Genomic DNA, 16,359 nt, shown 5'->3' with positions numbered 1-16,359 from the left:
AGTGGCACTGGAAACTCCTTGTTTGCTCGGCTAAGGGGTGCCCATGGCACGACGCAGCACACTCAAGGGCATCTTGCGCTGGCTCGGCATCGCATTGGCGATTGCCGTGGCCATTCCGGCCCTGCTCACGCCGCTCTACCTGGTGGTCGATCCGATCTCGGTGCCGATGCTGGAGCGCTATGTCACGGGCCGTCCGGTGGATCGGCAGTGGCGCGATATCGCTGACATTTCCGACCGGCTCAAGGCGTCGGTTATCTTGTCCGAAGACGGCCAGTTCTGCCGGCATGGCGGCGTCGATATGGGGGCGCTGCGCGACGAAGTGCAGAAATTCATGGCGGGGGAGGAGGCGCGGGGGGCGTCGACCATCACCATGCAGGTGGCGCGGAACCTGTTTTTGTGGAATGGCCAAAGCGTCGTGCGCAAGGCGCTGGAGGTGCCGTTGGCGTTCTATATCGACCTGATCATGCCGAAAAAGCGGATCATGGAGATCTACCTCAATATCGCCGAATGGGGGCCGGAGGGGCAGTTTGGCGTGGCGGCGGGCGCCCACTATGCCTTTGGTATTGAACCACAAAACCTCAACTGGCGCACCGCGACGCTGCTGGTGACGGCGCTGCCCAATCCACTGCTGCGGCAGCCGGCGCGTCCATCAGCGGGGATGCAGCGCATTGCCCGGATCATCGAGGGGCGGGCGCTGCAATTTGGCGAGCGCGCTGCTTGTGTCGGCGAGAATGGGCAGCTGGCGCTATAGCGTCACGCCGCCGCTGGCTCGTCGCGTAGCAAATCGGCCAGCGCCATGAGCTGGCGGTCGCGAATGCCCAATTCGCGTAAGTGGCTGGCGGTGTTGAGGACGTAGTCGACATTGCGGCCCGACAGGCCGACGGCGACGCGGACCATGGCGAGTTGCTGGTCGAGGCTGAGATGGCCGGCAAACTGCTCGTGTCGCTCGTCGACGAGGAAGGCTAGGGCGCTGACGCTGCGGCCGTCGGCCAGATGCACCGGGCGCATGGCGTCGCGATAAACCGAAGTAACCTGTTCACGCGCCTGCAAATAATCGCGGACGGCCTGCCAGTCGGTATCGGCGACTTCGAACACCATGCCGCGGCAGGAGCCGCCGCGGGCCAGCCCGAACACCAGGCCCGGATGTTCCTCGGTGCCGCGATGGTGGTGGGAGACGATGGAGAGGCTGCGATGGGCGCCCCGGAGCAGGCCCTGCTGGGCGGAAAGGTGAGGGAAACCGGGGTTCCAGATCAGTGAGCCGTAGCCGAAAACCCAATGCGTCGCCGTGGTTTGCATCGCCATAACCTGAACAGAAAGCCGGGCAAGCCTGCCCGCACGCTGAATTGCAATAGAAGCCGGGCGATCCTAAGGCAGCGGGGATTTACCGCCGGTGAACGGGGTGCGCAGGCAAGCCGCTTTAGGTAAGAGTTTCGCCATGAAGAAACGAATCATTATTCTTGGCAGTGTCGTGTTGGCCGTGGTGGCGCTGTGGAGCGTGGCCTGGGTCGTGCTGGCGGGCATCGTCAAGACCAATATCGAGCTGCTCGCCGACGCCGATGGCATCACCACGCCGCGCATCACTTGTGAGACGCTGCATGTCGGCGGCTACCCATTCCGCTTCGATGCCGATTGCGTTGCGGCGCAGATCGTCAGCGGCGATGTGACGGTAGAGGTGCCCGGCATTCGCGCCAGCATTCTCGTTTACGCGCCGACCCATGTGCTGGCTTCGGCACAGGGGCCGCTGCAGCTGAGCGACAATTTTACCGGCACGCGCAATGGGTTAGACTGGTCGAGCCTGGAAGCCAGCGTCCGACTGAGCGACTGGCGCATCGCCCGTGCCTCGGTATCGGGCAAGGATGTGACCTGGTTCGACAACCTCATTGGCGAGTCGTTGATCGCCCAAAGCCCGCTGGTTGAGGCGCATCTGTTTGACATTCCCGAGCAGCATGATGGCGAGCGCGGGCTGGCCGCGCTGGCGCTTTTTGCACGGGCACAGAACGCGCAATGGCCGGGGCTGACGCTCAGCGATGCCACGGCCGAAGTGCAGCTGGAGCTGACCGGATTGCCCGATGATGTGCGCGTTTGGGACCAGCAAGCGCTGGCAGCAAACTGGCAAAGTTCTGGTGGTTTTCTTAAAGTCGTTTCGGTCCACGCCACCGACGCCGATGCCAGCCTCGACGCGCAGGGCGAATTGCGGCTCGATCCGCAGGGCATGCTCGATGGTCAGATCTCGGTGAAGTCGGTTGGTGTCGCTGAACGGCTCGGTCCGCTGCTCGAAGAGCCGTGGCGCACTCTGGTGCTGGGCACGCCGGCGGCCGATGGGTCGCACAGCAATCTGCTCAGCTTCCGCGCCGGCGCGGTGTTTTCGGGTCTGGTGCCGATCGCGGCTTTGGCGCCGCTGTTTTAGGGCGCCTCAGTAGGTCTCCCCTTCATTCGTCATTGCCGGGCTTGTCCCGGCAATCCATTCGCTCAGCGTGTGGAGTGGACCACCCGGATAAACCGGGTGGTGACGATGGGGAGGGGATCGAGATGGCCCTTCGGGCCACCTTCTCCCCTCAGGGAGAAGGGAGCTAAGCGTCGTCGCCGCCGCCGTGTTCGCGGATGAAGGGGGTTGGCGGGGCTGGTGGGGTTTCGAGTTCGCGGCCGAAATTGGCGGTGGCGGTTTCCTGGCCGGCCGAAATGATCGAGCGGCGGATGGCGCGGGTGCGGGTGAACATGGCTTCGAGCGCCGGGCCGTCGCCGGTGCGGACGGCGCGTTGCAGCACCGAGAGGTCTTCCGAAAAGCGACCGAGCATTTCGAGCACCGCGTCGCGATTGGTGAGGAAGACGTCGCGCCACATCACCGGGTCGGAGGCGGCGATGCGGGTGAAGTCGCGGAAGCCCGAAGCGGAGAATTTGATGACTTCGGACTGGGTGGCGGCTTCGAGATCGGCGACGGTGCCGACGATATTGTAGGCCACCAGATGCGGGATATGGCTGGTGATGGCCAGCACCATATCGTGGTGGCCCGCTTCCATGACTTCGACCTGGCTGCCCATGGCGCGCCAGAAGGCGGCCAGCTTTTCGGTCTGGGCGGCATCGACGTCGCCGGCTGGGGTCAGGACGCACCAGCGGCCGGCGAAGAGTTCGGCAAAGCCGGCGGAGGGGCCGGAATATTCGGTGCCGGCGATGGGGTGGCCGGGAATGAGGCTGACGCCAGCCGGCACCAAAGGCGCCAGCGTCTTGACCACATGGCCTTTGACCGAGCCGACATCGGAGAGGATGGCGCCGGGCTCCAGCGCCGGGGCGATGGCGCGCATGACGCTCTCATAGGCGCCGACCGGGGTGCAGATGATGACCAGATCGGCACCGCGCACCGCTTCAGCGGCGTCGAGCGTATAGATGTCGCCCAGCCCCAATTCGCGGGCTTCGTCCAGCGTCGCCTGCTGGCGGGTAGCGATGGAAATGACCTCCACCAGACCCTGCCGGCGCGCCGCCAGGGCGATGGAGGAACCGATCAGCCCGATACCGATCAGGGCCAGCTTGCGAAAATGCGCGCTCATGAGATTTTGACCAATGCGTTGAGAATGCCGGCGACGCCGATCATGGCCTGTTCGGGGCCGATGGAAATGCGCAGGCCGTTGGTAATGCCATAGGACGGGCCGATTTCGCGGACGATCAACCCGCGCTCATACAGCGCCGCGAAAGCCTTGGCGGCGAGGTCGTCGTCGGGGAACAGCACCATGACGAAATTGGCCTGGCTGGGCAGCACATACATGGAGTTGGAATGCAGCTCCGCCGTCAGCCAGTCGCGCCATTTGGCGTTATAGGTCTTGAGCTGGGCGGTAAATTCAACGTCGCGCGTTGCCGCCGCAGCGGCCAGCTGGGCCGGCAGATTGACGTTGAACGGGCCGCGAATGCGGTTGATGGCGTCAACGAGATGCGGTGGTCCGACCATCCAGCCGATACGGGCCGCCGCCAGCCCCATCTTGGAGAAGGTGCGGACCATGACGACGTTTTCGGCCTCGCCGACCAGCTCGAGCCCGACCGAGTAGTCGGCGGCGGTGACATATTCGGCATAGGCGCTGTCGATCACCAGCAGGATATCGGGGCGCAGCCCGGCATGCAGGCGCCGCACTTCGGCATCGCTGAGATAGGTGCCGGTGGGATTGTTGGGATTGGCCAACCAGACGATTTTGGTCCGGGGCGTGACCGCCGCCAGCAGCGCATCGACATCGGCGGTGTAATTGGTCTCGGGGACCATGGTGATGGTCGCGCCGGTCGCTCGGGTGATGATGGGATAGACCGAAAAACCATAGCGGTTCATCAGCGCGTCGTCGCCGTCGCCGAGATAGGTCTGGCCCAATAGATGCAGTAGATCGTCCGAACCATTGCCGCAGACGATGCGCGCCGGGTCAATGCCATGCACCTCACCGAGCGCTTCGCGCAGCAGGCGCGAGGAGCCCTCGGGATAGATTTCGAGGTGATCGCCGACCGAGTGGAAGGCTTCCACCGCCTTGGGGCTGGCCCCGAGTGGGGATTCATTGGCGCTGAGCTTGACAGCCTGGCTCCCCGCCGCGCCGGCCTTGCCGGGCAGATAGGGCGCAATGTCGAGAATGCCGGGCTGCGGAACGGGTCGAATGGGATCGGACATGATGGGGTACGCTTGGGCGGAAAAACCGCGCGGACCATAGTCAAAGTGAAGGGGGATGGCAAAGGGAAGTACGCTTGCACCCTGGATAAGGACCTCGGTGGGTTTGGCCCCACCCCACCCTCGTTCCCTCCCCATCGAGGGGAGGGAGGCGCTGGCTGAGGCGCCGGTGTTCATCGTCTCCCTCCCCCTTGTGGGGAGGGATCAAGGGTGGGGGTGTGGGGCGGGTTCGGCGGAGGGGGCGGGAGCTACTGTGATCGGGGCTAAACCACCCCTACCCTGGATTTCTGCTGGACGCAGAAATCCGGTCCCTCTCCCGCAAGGGGTGAGGGGGATGACTGCGGGGGCGGTGGGCGGCGGAGAGCTGGCTAGCTCTGTCGAGCTGTCGCGGTGCTCATGCCGGGGACGCGGACGAAGCGTTCTTCGCGTTTGCGGCGGGCGATGGCGGGGAAGGCTTCCTTGCGGGCGCGGACGCAGATGACGCCGCTCATGGCGGGGCCGAACAGGCGCCCGGCGCGTTCGAACAGGCGGGTGGATTTGAGCACCAGCGAGGATTGGAACGGCGGCAGGAACAGGCCGTCGCGCCACAGCTCGGGGACGAAGCTGTGGTCGCGCAGCAGCTTGTCGAGCTGGCCGCCGGAATAGGGGTTGCCCGAGCCGAAGGGGGTGTTGTCGCGCTGCGCCCAGATGCCACGGCGGCGCGGCACCACCAGCACCAGGTGGCCATTGGGCGCGGTGATGCGCCACAGCTCGCGCATCAGTTCCTCGTCGTCGGCGACGTGTTCGAGGGCATGGACGGCAATGGTCATGTCGATGGCGGCGTCGGTCAGCGGCATTTCGAGCGGATCGCACAGCACCGTATGCGACGGGCCTTCGCGCGGCCAGGCCGAGGCGCCCTGGCGGCCCGGCATGAAGGCCAGCACGCGTTCAGCCGGCTCCAGCGCAAAGCGCAGATAGGGGGTGGCAAAGCCCAGCCCGAGCACGCGCTTGCCGCGCACATCGCCGGCAAGGCCCGTCACCTGTTCGCGCACCAGGGCGCGCGAAATGCGGCCCAGTGGCGATTTATAATAGGTGATGAGGCGGGTGACATCGGCAGTCATGGCCCAACTCTGCCGCTTTCGCCCGGTCTTGTCCAACGGGGCGGTTGTTTTGTGCCCCTCGGCGGCCTAGCTATCAGCTTAATCTGATTATGAAGGAGTAGTGCCATGGGTCTGATCGTCGATGTGTTCCCCGCCCGGAGCGACAATTTCGGCTATCTGGTTCACGACACCGCCAGCGGCCGCACGGCGGCGATTGATGCGCCGGACGCCGCCGCGATCAAGACCGCGCTGGAGCATCGCGGCTGGACGCTGAGCGATATTTTCATCACCCACCACCATATCGACCATGTGGAGGCGATTCCGGCGCTGAAGGCCGAATTCGGCGCGCGTGTGGTCGGGCCACGGGCCGAGGCCGACAAGATCGACGGGCTTGATGAGCTGGTGGCCGGCGGCGAGACGGTGAGCCTGGGCGAGACAGTGTTCGACGTGTTTGACGCGCCGGGCCATACGCTGGGGCATATCGTGTTTCACGACAAGGTCGGCAAGCATCTGTTCACCGCCGACGCGCTGTTCTCGCTCGGCGTGGGCCGCATGTTTGAAGGCACGCCCGGGCCGATGTGGGACGGCGTCAAGGCGCTGCGCGAGTTGCCGGACGACACGCTGGTCTATTGCGGCCATGAATATACCGCCAGCAATGCCGCGTTTGCGCTGTCGATCGACCCAGACAATGTGGCGTTGCAGCAGCGCGCCGCCGAGGTTGAGGCACTGCGCAAGGCCGGCAAGGCCACCATCCCGTTCCCCCTCGGCCAGGACAAGGCGGCCAATCCGTTCCTACGCGCCGACGATCCGGGCCTGGCGAAGCATTTTGGGCTGGAAGGCGCCAGCGCCGCCGAGGTGTTCGCCGCCATCCGCAAGGGCAAGGACAGCTTCTAGCGATGTCCCCGGCGCTGATTTTCAAACCGGTCACGGATGAGACAGTCAGCGATTTTCAAAGCCTGTTCGGCGCGCCTGGTGCGCCGAAATATTGCTGGTGCATGACCTGGCGGGCCAGCAGCGACGAACTCAAAGACACCAAGAGCGCCAGCCGCCAGCGGCAGATGCTGGGGCGGATCGCCGAGGGCGTGCCGGTCGGGTTGCTGGCCTATCTGGCGGGCGTGCCGGTGGCCTGGGTATCGGTGGCGCCGAAACAGAGTTTTCGCGGGCTGGGTGGCCCGGAGGACGATCTACCGGTGTGGTCGTTGACCTGCATGTATGTCGCCAAAGCGCAGCGCAAGACCGGGCTCAGCGCCGCGCTGATCACGGCGGCAGCACAGCATGCCAAGGCGCAGGGCGCTGCGGTGCTGGAGGCCTATCCGGTCGCCCCCGATTCTCCGAGCTATCGCTTCATGGGCTTTGTGCCGGCCTTCGAACGGCTGGGCTTTGCGCCGGTCGGCACGGCAGGAAAGCGCCGCCATGTGATGCGGCTGGGCCTGTGACGCGCTGGCCAATGCACAGCGCGATGGCATTATAGTTAACAAATGATTAGCATCTGGCACGCCGCTTGCCCCTAATAGGGGATAAGGCCAGATGATTTGTCTCATATCGGGACGTGCTGGCCTGCTTTGGGACAAAGCGAGGCTGAGATGGCCGATAGTGAGACGATCCGGGCGGGACTGCCGATGCGGCTGGAAGCGGCGCGGCCGAGGCCGTCGCTGCTGCGCAATGCGCCGATGGCGGCATTTGTCAGCCAGCTGCTGGCCGAGCGGGATGTGTTGCCGCCGCAGCGGGCGCGGCGGCGGGGCAGTGCCGAGGGGGCGATCGGCGCCTATGCCGCTGGGGGCAAGATCGCCGTCAAGCGGCTGCCGGCGGGCTATCGCACGAGTATTGTGGCTTAGGGGCGGAGCGCCCCCGCCCTAGTTCATCGAGACGTCGCGCTGGGCGCTGGTGATGGAGACGGTGAAGCCGGCAACGACGTCGATCAGGCTCATCACCATCAGCAGGAAAAATACCGAGCTGGCGGCCGAGCCGACCAGCAGGAACTCCACCAGCATCACCACGAAAATCGCCATCGACAGCATGTGCTCGACGATGGAAGCGCGGTTGCTGCGGGTTGATTTCAGCACTTCGAAGAACAGGCAGGCAATGCCGACGACCAGCAGGAAATCGCCTGCGCTGATGTGCCAGGGCGTGCCTGACGGCATGGGCAGAGCGAACATGCCCGCCGCCCAATTGAGCGGATTGCCGGCGAAGATGGTGAAGACGATCAGATTGTAGGCCAGGAACGGGAACACCAGCAGCGGCGGGATGAACCGGCCGGGGCGGGTGGGGTGCTGGCGGCCATTGGAGGGAATGTAAACGGTCTCGGTCATGGCGGGCTCTCCAAAGGGGCGGAGCGCACAATGCCAGAGGTGATGGCGGGCGGGAAGGGCTTCAAGCCAAAGGTGTCACCCTCGGGCTTGACCCGAGGGGACTGAACTTGCATCGCCGCACGAAAGTGTAGAGCCCTCGGGTCAAGCCCTAGGGTGACGGCCAGTGGGTACCTCAGCTTTTCAGCTTGAGGGGGCCGACCATTTGTTCTGGTTTGACTTCGGCGTCGAATTCTTCGCCGGTGAGCAGGCCCAGCGCGATGGCTTCTTCGCGCAAAGTGGTGCCGTTCTTGTGGGCGGTCTTGGCGATCTTGGCGGCGTTGTCGTAGCCAATTCTGCGGTTGAGCGCGGTGACCAGCATCAGCGACTGCTCCAGCAGCTGGGCGATGCGGGTGCGGTCGGGCTCGATGCCGATGGCGCAGTGATCGTTGAAGCTCTTGGCGCTGTCGGCCAGCAGGCGGATGGACTGCAGAATGTTGTAGGCGATGACGGGCTTGAACACGTTCAGCTCGAAATTGCCCTGGCTGGCGGCAAAGCCGATGGTGGCGTCATTGCCCATCACCTGGGTCACCACCATGGTCATGGCTTCCGACTGGGTCGGATTGACCTTGCCCGGCATGATCGAGGAGCCGGGTTCGTTTTCGGGAATGGTGATTTCGCCGAGGCCGGAGCGAGGGCCGGATGCGAGCCAGCGCACGTCATTGGCGATTTTCATGAAGGCGGCGGAGAGCTGCTTGAGGCCGCCCGAGGTGCCGACAAAGGCGTCGTGGCCGGCCAGCAGGGCAAATTTGTTGGCGCCGGTGATGAAATCATGGCCGGTGAGGCTGGCGATCTCGGCGGCGACGGTCACGGCATAATCGGGGTGGGCGTTGAGGCCGGTGCCGACGGCGGTGCCGCCCAGGGCCAGTTCCTTGAGCTGGGGCAGGGTGACCTTGACGGCGGCGAGGCCATGATCGATCTGGGCGACCCAGCCGCTGATCTCCTGGCCCAGGGTCACCGGGGTGGCGTCCTGCAGATGGGTGCGGCCGATCTTGACCACATCCATGAATTCCTCGGCCTTGGCGGCCAGGGTGTCACGCAGCAGGGTGACGCGGGGGATCAGGTAATTCTCGATCGCCTCGACGGCGGCGATATGCATGGCCGTCGGATAGGTGTCGTTGGACGACTGGCTCATATTGACGTGGTCATTGGGGTGGACGGGCTTTTTGGAGCCCATTACGCCGCCGGCCATTTCGATGCCGCGATTGGAGATGACCTCGTTGACGTTCATGTTGGACTGGGTGCCCGAACCGGTCTGCCAGACGACGAGTGGGAAGTGGTCGGACAGCTTGCCTTCAATCACCTCGTCGGCGGCGGCAATGATCAGGTCGCGGGTGGTCTGGTCGAGCAGGCCGAGCTTGTGGTTGGCCAGCGCCGCGGCTTTCTTCAGCACGCCAAAGGCGGTGATGATTTCGCGGGGCATCTTCTCGCCGCCAATGTCGAAATTGGCGAGGCTGCGGGCTGTTTGCGCGCCGTAATATTTATCGGCAGGAACCTCGATGGTGCCCATCGTGTCCGACTCAACGCGCATGCTCATGGCTTAACTCCGGTTTAGGCCGCTCTTTCCGGCGGCAGACATAGCAAAACGGCCGACCCAGTGAAGGGTCGGCCGTCGGCATATCAGAAACGGACGCAAGGCGCGCCTCGTCTTTGGTTTACTTCCGAGCGTCGAGAATCTGACGACCGCGATACATGCCGGTCTTCAGGTCGACGTGGTGCGGACGGCGCAGCTCGCCCGAATCCTTGTCTTCGACATAGGCCGGGGCGGAGAGGGCGTCGGCCGAACGGCGGAAGCCGCGCTTCATCGGCGAGGTCTTGCGTTTTGGCACTGCCATGGTCGGTACTCCGAATTCAATATCGTTGTGCCGCCAAAGCGGCCCAGAGAGTTCATCTCTGAAAGGGGTTGATCGGCTCTATAGAGCAAGCTGGAAGGCTTGGCTAGGGGGATTTGCAAGAGTCTGCGTGTCGGATTGCGTTGCTCTCGTAGTCGACACCCTCCCCCTTGCGGGGAGGGATCAAGGGTGGGGGGCTCCCGGGCACCGGACTCGCGGAAAGATACCCCCCACCCGGCTCGATTTACGGACTTAGCGAAGGGCTAAGTCCTATCTCGCTGGCCCTCCCCGCAAGGGGGAGGGTGGGGGCCGGTGGCTCTCCCTACGAAAGGGCCAAACGACCTAGGCCGCCTGCACGCCGGGGAGGGGTTCGGCGCCTTCGAGGTCCCAGATAGTGGAGAGGCGCTCGGCGGCGGCGCCGGGAGCGAGCACGCGGAAGGCGCGGTCGGCGCAATCCAGCGCCAGCCGGAAGCGGGTGCGGCTCATCGGATCATTGACCAGCTCGGTGGTCGAGCCGACCCAGAGCACATGACTGCCTTTGGCGATGAGGAAGAGATCGTCCTCACCCAGCACAAAATGTTCGAAGTTTTCGCTGATCAGCCCATAGGCGCGCCCGGAGCGGCCTTGCCAGCTGCTGTGGCGGCCAAAGCCGTGGGTCAGGACATTGCTCTCGACAGTTTTGGCCATTTACGCCATCCCCACAGCGATCGTCGAATTGGAACAAAGATAGAACAAAACACCAAGCACGTCAAGCGGCTCCATGCTTGAATGCTACATCTATGTTCGCGTTCGTCCGAATCGTCAATATGTAGTGGTTATGGGGCGTCGGCGGCCGCTTGCTTGAGAGCGTCGAGGCGGGCGCGCAGCTTGGGATCGAGGGGGCGGGAGAGACCATGTTCAGCAGCCTTGAGAATCAAGGCATCTGATTCGGACTCGATGGCTTTTTTGAGTCGCTCCTGAAACACGTCGGCCGAGAGGCCGGCTTCGATGGGCGGCAGGAATTTGGCTTCGGCAGTGCCCGGCCAGATCAGCAGGCTGTTGCGGCCCCAGAACAGGCCCGAGTTCAGCGCCACCGGCACCACCGGCACCTTGAGCTCGAGATAGAGCCGGACGATGCCCTGCCGGTAGTCGGCGGGGGCGAGCGGCGCCTTGCGGGTGCCTTCGGGGAAGATGACGATGCGGCAGCCGCGGGCGATGGCGGCATGGGCCTGCGCCATCATCAGAGGAATGGCTTCGGCGCCGCGCTTGCGATCGACTTCGATACAATCGAGCGAGCGCGCCGCCGGACCGAAGAAGGGAATCTGCATCAGTTCTTTTTTGACGATATAGGCCGGCCTGCCCGTGTGCGGGAAAATCGAGAACACATCCCAGTCGCTCTGGTGCTTGGCGGCGATGATGCAGCCGCCCTCGGGGATGTTTTCCATGCCGCTGACCTGGGTTTTCACCCCGGTAAAAAAGCGCAGATAGGCCAAATTGGAGCGGCACCAGAACTTGGCGATGGCCCAGCTGGCCGGGGTACGGCCGCGGAACATGGCGATGGTGCCGATGGTGATGGCGACCAATGCGGTCTGGCCGATAAAGACGAAATAGAACAGCGCCGAGCGCACTGCCTGCACGATAGCCATCAGCCTCTCCTACGGCGTGGGGCCGTTTTGAGCGTCATAACGGGCAAACGCCAGCTTGGCGAGGGCGTTCCATGCTGGGGTGGCCCAATGCGGTTCGGTGCGTGTGGCCCACCCAGCTCATTGTTTCCCCTTGTGGCGCTATCGGCTCCTGCGCCTCCCTCCCCCTTGAGGGGAGGGCCGGGAGGGGGTGGCATTGTGGGCCATTGCACGACCCCCACCCTCAATCCCTCCCCTCAAGGGGGAGGGAGGCGCAGGAACCGCTATGTCCGAGGCCAGCCTAAGGTGAACAACCCATCCCGATCGAAGGAAAGAGGGCACGATCTCGGGATGGGCCCCGGCTCAAGGCCGGGGTGACATCGGGGTGGGGCTGGCTTTGTTCCTACGACGTCTCGGCCAGGAAGCGGCGGACGGTGACGCGGGAGGTGATGGCGGTGAGGGCGGCGATGACCGGGACGACGGCGATGATGCCGATCATGCCGTCAATGCCGAGGGCAAAGCGCCCGAACAGCACGCCGACCTGCGCGCCGGCTTCGCTCGACAGCATATTGCCGGCGGCGGTGCCGATCAGGGCGAAGAACAGCAAGGCGGCCACGGTGCCGAGCAGGCCACCCTGCAGGCCGATGGAGAGGAACCGTCCCTGGAATTCGCCGGCGATGAATTTGTTGGAGGCGCCGATATAATGCAGCACATCGACGATTTCGCGGTTGGTGGCCATGGCGCCACGGGTGGCGAAGACGATGGCCAGCACGGTGGCGGCGCCGATCAGAATCAGCACCAGCAGGCCCGAGAGCACGATGGTGCCGGCCATGGTGTTGAGCTGCTGCCGCCAGGCGGCGTGGGTGTCCAGACTTGCGCCCTTGATGGCACCGAGATTGCGCTCCAGCCCTTCGATATCGGCATCGACCGGATCGGCCAGCTGCACCACGACGAGGCGGGGGATTTCGATGGCGGTGAGATCGAGCCCGGCGCCCAGCCAGGGGGCGAGCAATTGCTCGCTTTCGGCCAGGGTCAGCGCCCGCGCCGAGGCGATGCCGGGGGTGGATTCGGCCAGTGACACAGCGGTGCGCAGATTGCTCTCCATCACCTCGCCCGAGACCGGACGAATCTGGATGGTGACTTCGCGGCCGACATCGGATGACCAGGCAATGGCTGATTTCTGCACCAGCACCACCCCGCCCAGAGTGACCGCGGATAAAAAGCCCATAATGGTGATCAGCAGCAGCAGGGTGCGCCCAGCCACGCTTTTTTCGGGGACGATGGGGGCGGCGCCGCGACGGCTCGGCAGGACGGTCAGGATACGCTCAATCATGGATCACCAGCTCGCCCTTGCTGAGCAGCATGCGCGGATAGCTGAACTGGTCCAGCAGCGGCAGTTCGTGGGTCGCCAGAATGATGGTCATGCCCAGCGTGCGGTTGAGTTCGGCAAACAGATGCACCAGCCGGCTCGACAGGTCGGGATCGACATTGCCGGTGGGCTCGTCGGCCAGCAGCACTTTTGGCCGGGCAATCACGGCGCGGGCAATGGCGGCGCGCTGTTTTTCGCCGCCCGAGAGCAGCGACGGCAGCGCATTCATGCGCTCGCCCAGCCCCACCCATTCGAGCAGTTCGGTGACATTGGGGCGGTATTCGCTTTCGGGCTGGCCCAGCACGCGCAGCGGCAGGGCCACATTTTCAAAGGTGGTCAAATGGTCGAGCAGGCGAAATTCCTGAAACACGATGCCGATATGGCGGCGCATCTGCAGCAGGCGGTCCTGGCTGAGATGGCTGACATCCTCGCCGAACATGGTGACGCGGCCGCGCGACGGCTTCAGCGACAGCAGCAATAGCCGCAGCAGGCTGGTCTTGCCGGCGCCGGAAGGGCCGGTGAGAAAATGAAACGAGCCCGGCTCGACCGAAAAACTCAGGTCCCGCAGAATCTCCGGACCATTGCCGTAGCGCAGCCCGACATTGGAAAACTCGATCAAGAACAGAGGCTCCCCTTTGGTCCGCCATGCGGGCGAATCAGGTGTTGTGCGCATCATAACAGCCATGGCGGCGGCATGTGCAGGCGCTGTCCTTGCCGGGATGAAAGGGACGAAAATGTGGTGGATTGATCGGTGGGTCGCACAGGTTTGAGGAGTTTTAACCCCCTGCCGCTAGGGTCGGCGCTGCGTTACTGCCTCCTCCGTTCTGTCTGGCCCGATGATCATTACCTGTCCACATTGCCAGACCAAGTATCAGGTGACCTATGAGGCCATAGGCTCGGCCGGTCGCAAGGTGCAGTGCGCCCAGTGCCGACAGGCCTGGAAGCAGCGCCCGGTGGCACCGGAAACCCCGCCGACGCCGGAGCAGCAAGCGGCGTTTGATTCGATCACCGAGGATGCGCTCGACGAAGTGATGATGGCCGAGGAACGTTCCGCGACCACGGATGGGGCGGCGCGGCAGGCGCTGGAACAGGCCAATGCAGCGACCCAGCAGCAAAGCACCAGCGCCGATGCCGCCTTGATGCGCAAACGGCAAAAGGCGTTCAGCCAGCGCCAGAATGCCATGGCGGCCGAGCTGCCGCTGGCGCGGCTGCGGCGCAGTGTCAGAGTGTTGGCGGTGCTGCTGCTCGGCGCGATCTTGATCGTCGGCTATTTCGGCCGGACGCAGGTGGTGGAGCGGTTTCCGGAGCTGGCCGGCGTCTATGAGGCGATCGGGCTGGGCGTCAATGTGGTGGGGCTGGAATTTTCCAATGTGTCGACGCTGCGCACGCTGCGCGACGGCAAGGATGTGCTGATCGTTTCGGCGCAGATCGTCGGACTGATGCCCGAGCCGGTGATGGTGCCGGCGGTGGTGGTGACGCTGATCGATGCGCAGGGGCGCGGCGTTTACGAATGGAGCGTGACCCCCTCGGTGCGCGACCTGATGGCGGGCGAACGCTCGACCTTCGATACCCAACTCACTCTGCCCCCGGGCGACGCTGCAAGGGTGCGGCTAAGCTTTGCCGGCGGGCAGGAAATGACCATAGGCGGGGCTGAACCCGCCACCGAGTTTTCTATTCTGGAGCAACATTGATGGCCCGTATTCTGGTTGCCGAAGATGATCCGTCAGTGCGCGCCTTCGTGGTGAGCGCGCTGACCATGAAGGGCCATGAGGTCGTCGCCGAAGAAGATGGCGGGCTGGCCGCCGAGACGGCTGATGCCGAAGAGGGGCAATTCGACCTGCTGCTTTCCGATATCAAGATGCCGATCATGGACGGCATTGCGCTGGCCCTGCATGTGGCCGCGAAATATCCCCAGATGATCATCGTGCTGATGACCGGCTTTGCCGATCAGCGCGAGCGGGCGCATGGGCTCGACGCGCTGATCTATGACGTCATCACCAAGCCGTTCACGCTGGCGGAATTGTTGCAGAAGGTCGATGACGCGCTGGTCGGGAAGCCGGTGGAAGTGTTGTCACTGGCTCGGCGGGCGCGGGAGCAGTAGGGGCGCCGGCCGCTTAGCACAGCGCTCGTCCCAACCGCGATGTCACCGAGTATGTGCGGAGTGTCGCCTACAGCCAGTCCGGCACGCTATCGAGGGCCAGCAATTCTTCCAGCGATTTGCGCGGGCGGATGACGTGGTGGCGGGTGCCGTCGACCAGTACTTCGGGGATCAGCGGGCGCGAATTATAGGTCGAGGCCATCACCGCGCCATAGGCGCCGGCGCTCATCACCGCCAGGAGATCGCCTTCCTTGACGCCGGGCATGGTGCGGCCCTTGGCGAGATAGTCACCCGTCTCGCAGACCGGGCCGACGATGTCGGCGGTGATCGGGGCGAGGTTGGAGTGATTGACCGGCTGGACGTCGTGATAGGCCTCATACAGCGTCGGGCGCAGCAGATCATTCATCGCCGCGTCGACGATGACGAAATTGGTGCCGCCTTCCTTCACATATTCGACCTTGGTGACGAGGATGCCGGCATTGCCGACCAGCAGCCGGCCGGGTTCGATCACCAGGGTGCAGCCGAGCTGGCCGATTTTGTCGCGCACCACGTCGGCATAGGCGGCCGGTAGGGGCGGCGCGTCTTCCTCGGCGTTATAGACAATGCCGAGGCCGCCACCGACATCGATATGCGCGATGGCGTGGCCGTCGGCCTGGAGCGCCTTGACCAGGTCGGCGAGCAGGGTGAAGGCCTCGGCGAAGGGGGCGAGTTCGGTGATCTGGCTGCCGATATGCATGTCGACGCCCACGGCTTCGACATTGGGCAGCTCGGCGATGCGGGCATAGACTTCGCGGGCGCGGGCATAGGCGATGCCGAATTTATTCTCGGCCTTGCCGGTGGAAATCTTGGCGTGGGTGCGGGCATCGACGTCAGGATTGATGCGGACCGAGACCTTGGCGGTCAGGCCCATATCCTGGGCGATCATCGACAGGCGTTCGAGTTCGGGCTCGCTTTCGAGGTTGAAGCATTTGATGCCGACTTCGAGGCCGCGGCGCATTTCGGCGACGGTCTTGGCGACGCCGGAAAACACGATCTTTGCCGGCTTGATGCCGGCGGCCAAAGCGCGTTCCAATTCGCCGAGCGACACCACATCGGCGCCGGCGCCCTCGCTGGCCATCAGCTTGAGCACGGCCTGATTGGAATTGGCCTTCATCGCATAGGCGAGCAGGGTGGGGATGCCGTCAAAGGCGGCCTGTACCGCGCGCACCTGGCTGCGGAGGGCGGCGCTGGAATAGACGTAAAACGGCGTGCCAACCTTGGCGGCGAGCTCGTTGAGATTGACGTCCTCGGCAAACAGCGTGTCGTCGCGGTGTTGAAAATGGTGGACCAAGGCCAATCTTCCTGTCTTCCCCCTCTCCCCTTGTGGGAGAGGGTGCCCGAAGGGCGGGTGAGGGGTTTGCTCAAC

At 64.3% G+C, this 16,359-nt stretch carries 19 protein-coding genes; 7 read left to right on the top strand and 12 right to left on the bottom strand.

Features of this window, described 5'->3' with window-relative positions:
* Nucleotides 1-43: 43 nt before the first annotated feature.
* On the top strand, nucleotides 44-751 hold the full coding sequence (locus ACX3OW_RS00875) for a transglycosylase domain-containing protein (protein ID WP_459093847.1): 708 nt from the start codon (nucleotides 44-46) through the stop codon (nucleotides 749-751).
* Nucleotides 752-753: 2 nt separating this feature from the next.
* On the opposite strand, the gene ACX3OW_RS00870 is transcribed toward ACX3OW_RS00875, so the two are convergent.
* Nucleotides 754-1,296: a gamma-glutamylcyclotransferase gene (locus ACX3OW_RS00870; protein ID WP_459093846.1), complete on the bottom strand. Its 543-nt coding sequence runs from the start codon at nucleotides 1,294-1,296 to the stop codon at nucleotides 754-756.
* Between the two features lie 139 nt (nucleotides 1,297-1,435).
* Here ACX3OW_RS00870 and ACX3OW_RS00865 point away from each other — a divergent pair, with 139 nt between their 5' ends.
* Entirely contained in the window at nucleotides 1,436-2,407 is a 972-nt protein-coding gene (locus ACX3OW_RS00865) for a DUF2125 domain-containing protein (protein WP_459093845.1), read from the top strand.
* Between the two features lie 163 nt (nucleotides 2,408-2,570).
* Here the strand turns inward: ACX3OW_RS00865 and ACX3OW_RS00860 are convergent, their stop codons facing one another.
* The 3 genes from ACX3OW_RS00860 to ACX3OW_RS00850 form a co-directional block, all read right to left on the bottom strand.
* Nucleotides 2,571-3,542 (bottom strand): prephenate/arogenate dehydrogenase family protein, encoded by a 972-nt coding sequence (locus ACX3OW_RS00860; RefSeq protein ID WP_459093844.1) that lies wholly within the window; start codon nucleotides 3,540-3,542, stop codon nucleotides 2,571-2,573.
* Nucleotides 3,539-4,633: a pyridoxal phosphate-dependent aminotransferase gene (locus ACX3OW_RS00855; RefSeq protein ID WP_459093843.1), complete on the bottom strand. Its 1,095-nt coding sequence runs from the start codon at nucleotides 4,631-4,633 to the stop codon at nucleotides 3,539-3,541. The genes ACX3OW_RS00860 and ACX3OW_RS00855 overlap by 4 nt, the downstream gene beginning before the upstream one ends.
* Nucleotides 4,634-4,998: 365 nt before the next feature.
* Nucleotides 4,999-5,730 (bottom strand): class I SAM-dependent methyltransferase, encoded by a 732-nt coding sequence (locus ACX3OW_RS00850; protein ID WP_459093842.1) that lies wholly within the window; start codon nucleotides 5,728-5,730, stop codon nucleotides 4,999-5,001.
* 105 nt (nucleotides 5,731-5,835) lie between these two features.
* Between ACX3OW_RS00850 and gloB the strand changes: the two genes are divergently transcribed.
* The 3 genes from gloB (at nucleotide 5,836) to ACX3OW_RS00835 (ending at nucleotide 7,544) form a co-directional block, all read left to right on the top strand.
* Nucleotides 5,836-6,603 carry a hydroxyacylglutathione hydrolase gene (gene gloB, locus ACX3OW_RS00845; RefSeq protein ID WP_459093841.1) on the top strand — a complete coding sequence of 256 codons (768 nt, stop codon included), beginning with the start codon at nucleotides 5,836-5,838 and terminating at the stop codon, nucleotides 6,601-6,603.
* A gap of 2 nt (nucleotides 6,604-6,605) precedes the next feature.
* The gene (locus tag ACX3OW_RS00840; RefSeq protein WP_459093840.1) at nucleotides 6,606-7,145 is read left to right on the top strand and encodes a GNAT family N-acetyltransferase; all 540 of its coding nucleotides are present in this window, start codon (nucleotides 6,606-6,608) and stop codon (nucleotides 7,143-7,145) included.
* A gap of 147 nt (nucleotides 7,146-7,292) precedes the next feature.
* Complete coding sequence (locus ACX3OW_RS00835) at nucleotides 7,293-7,544, top strand: hypothetical protein (RefSeq protein WP_459093839.1); 252 nt, start codon at nucleotides 7,293-7,295, stop codon at nucleotides 7,542-7,544.
* A gap of 18 nt (nucleotides 7,545-7,562) precedes the next feature.
* Here ACX3OW_RS00835 and ACX3OW_RS00830 read toward each other — a convergent pair whose 3' ends face one another.
* The 7 genes from ACX3OW_RS00830 to ftsE all read right to left on the bottom strand — a co-directional run bounded on the left by ACX3OW_RS00830 (nucleotide 7,563) and on the right by ftsE (nucleotide 13,475).
* Nucleotides 7,563-8,018: a hypothetical protein gene (locus tag ACX3OW_RS00830; protein ID WP_459093838.1), complete on the bottom strand. Its 456-nt coding sequence runs from the start codon at nucleotides 8,016-8,018 to the stop codon at nucleotides 7,563-7,565.
* A gap of 172 nt (nucleotides 8,019-8,190) precedes the next feature.
* Nucleotides 8,191-9,591, bottom strand: coding sequence for a class II fumarate hydratase (gene fumC, locus ACX3OW_RS00825; RefSeq protein WP_459093837.1), 1,401 nt, complete (start codon nucleotides 9,589-9,591; stop codon nucleotides 8,191-8,193).
* Between the two features lie 118 nt (nucleotides 9,592-9,709).
* Nucleotides 9,710-9,889 (bottom strand): 50S ribosomal protein L32, encoded by a 180-nt coding sequence (gene rpmF, locus ACX3OW_RS00820; protein WP_459093836.1) that lies wholly within the window; start codon nucleotides 9,887-9,889, stop codon nucleotides 9,710-9,712.
* Between the two features lie 339 nt (nucleotides 9,890-10,228).
* Nucleotides 10,229-10,573, bottom strand: coding sequence for a hypothetical protein (locus ACX3OW_RS00815; protein ID WP_459093835.1), 345 nt, complete (start codon nucleotides 10,571-10,573; stop codon nucleotides 10,229-10,231).
* A 128-nt stretch (nucleotides 10,574-10,701) separates the two neighbouring features.
* Nucleotides 10,702-11,511: a lysophospholipid acyltransferase family protein gene (locus ACX3OW_RS00810; RefSeq protein ID WP_459093834.1), complete on the bottom strand. Its 810-nt coding sequence runs from the start codon at nucleotides 11,509-11,511 to the stop codon at nucleotides 10,702-10,704.
* Between the two features lie 379 nt (nucleotides 11,512-11,890).
* The gene (locus tag ACX3OW_RS00805) at nucleotides 11,891-12,820 is read right to left on the bottom strand and encodes a cell division protein FtsX (RefSeq protein WP_459093833.1); all 930 of its coding nucleotides are present in this window, start codon (nucleotides 12,818-12,820) and stop codon (nucleotides 11,891-11,893) included.
* A complete protein-coding gene (gene ftsE, locus ACX3OW_RS00800; RefSeq protein WP_459093832.1) occupies nucleotides 12,813-13,475 on the bottom strand; it encodes a cell division ATP-binding protein FtsE in 663 nt (220 codons plus the stop codon). The genes ACX3OW_RS00805 and ftsE overlap by 8 nt, the downstream gene beginning before the upstream one ends.
* A gap of 217 nt (nucleotides 13,476-13,692) precedes the next feature.
* Here ftsE and ACX3OW_RS00795 point away from each other — a divergent pair, with 217 nt between their 5' ends.
* Both ACX3OW_RS00795 and ACX3OW_RS00790 read left to right on the top strand, forming a co-directional pair.
* Nucleotides 13,693-14,547: a DUF3426 domain-containing protein gene (locus ACX3OW_RS00795; RefSeq protein WP_459093831.1), complete on the top strand. Its 855-nt coding sequence runs from the start codon at nucleotides 13,693-13,695 to the stop codon at nucleotides 14,545-14,547.
* Nucleotides 14,547-14,957, top strand: a complete 411-nt coding sequence (locus tag ACX3OW_RS00790; protein WP_459093830.1) for a response regulator — start codon at nucleotides 14,547-14,549, stop codon at nucleotides 14,955-14,957. The genes ACX3OW_RS00795 and ACX3OW_RS00790 overlap by 1 nt, the downstream gene beginning before the upstream one ends.
* Nucleotides 14,958-15,024: 67 nt before the next feature.
* Here the strand turns inward: ACX3OW_RS00790 and lysA are convergent, their stop codons facing one another.
* Nucleotides 15,025-16,284: a diaminopimelate decarboxylase gene (gene lysA / locus ACX3OW_RS00785; protein WP_459093829.1), complete on the bottom strand. Its 1,260-nt coding sequence runs from the start codon at nucleotides 16,282-16,284 to the stop codon at nucleotides 15,025-15,027.
* Between the last annotated feature and the right edge of the window lie 75 nt (nucleotides 16,285-16,359).

The sequence above is a fragment of the Devosia sp. A449 genome (genome assembly GCF_054489375.1).
Note: the sequence above shows the minus strand (reverse complement) of the source record. Positions and strands in the feature narration are given on the sequence as shown.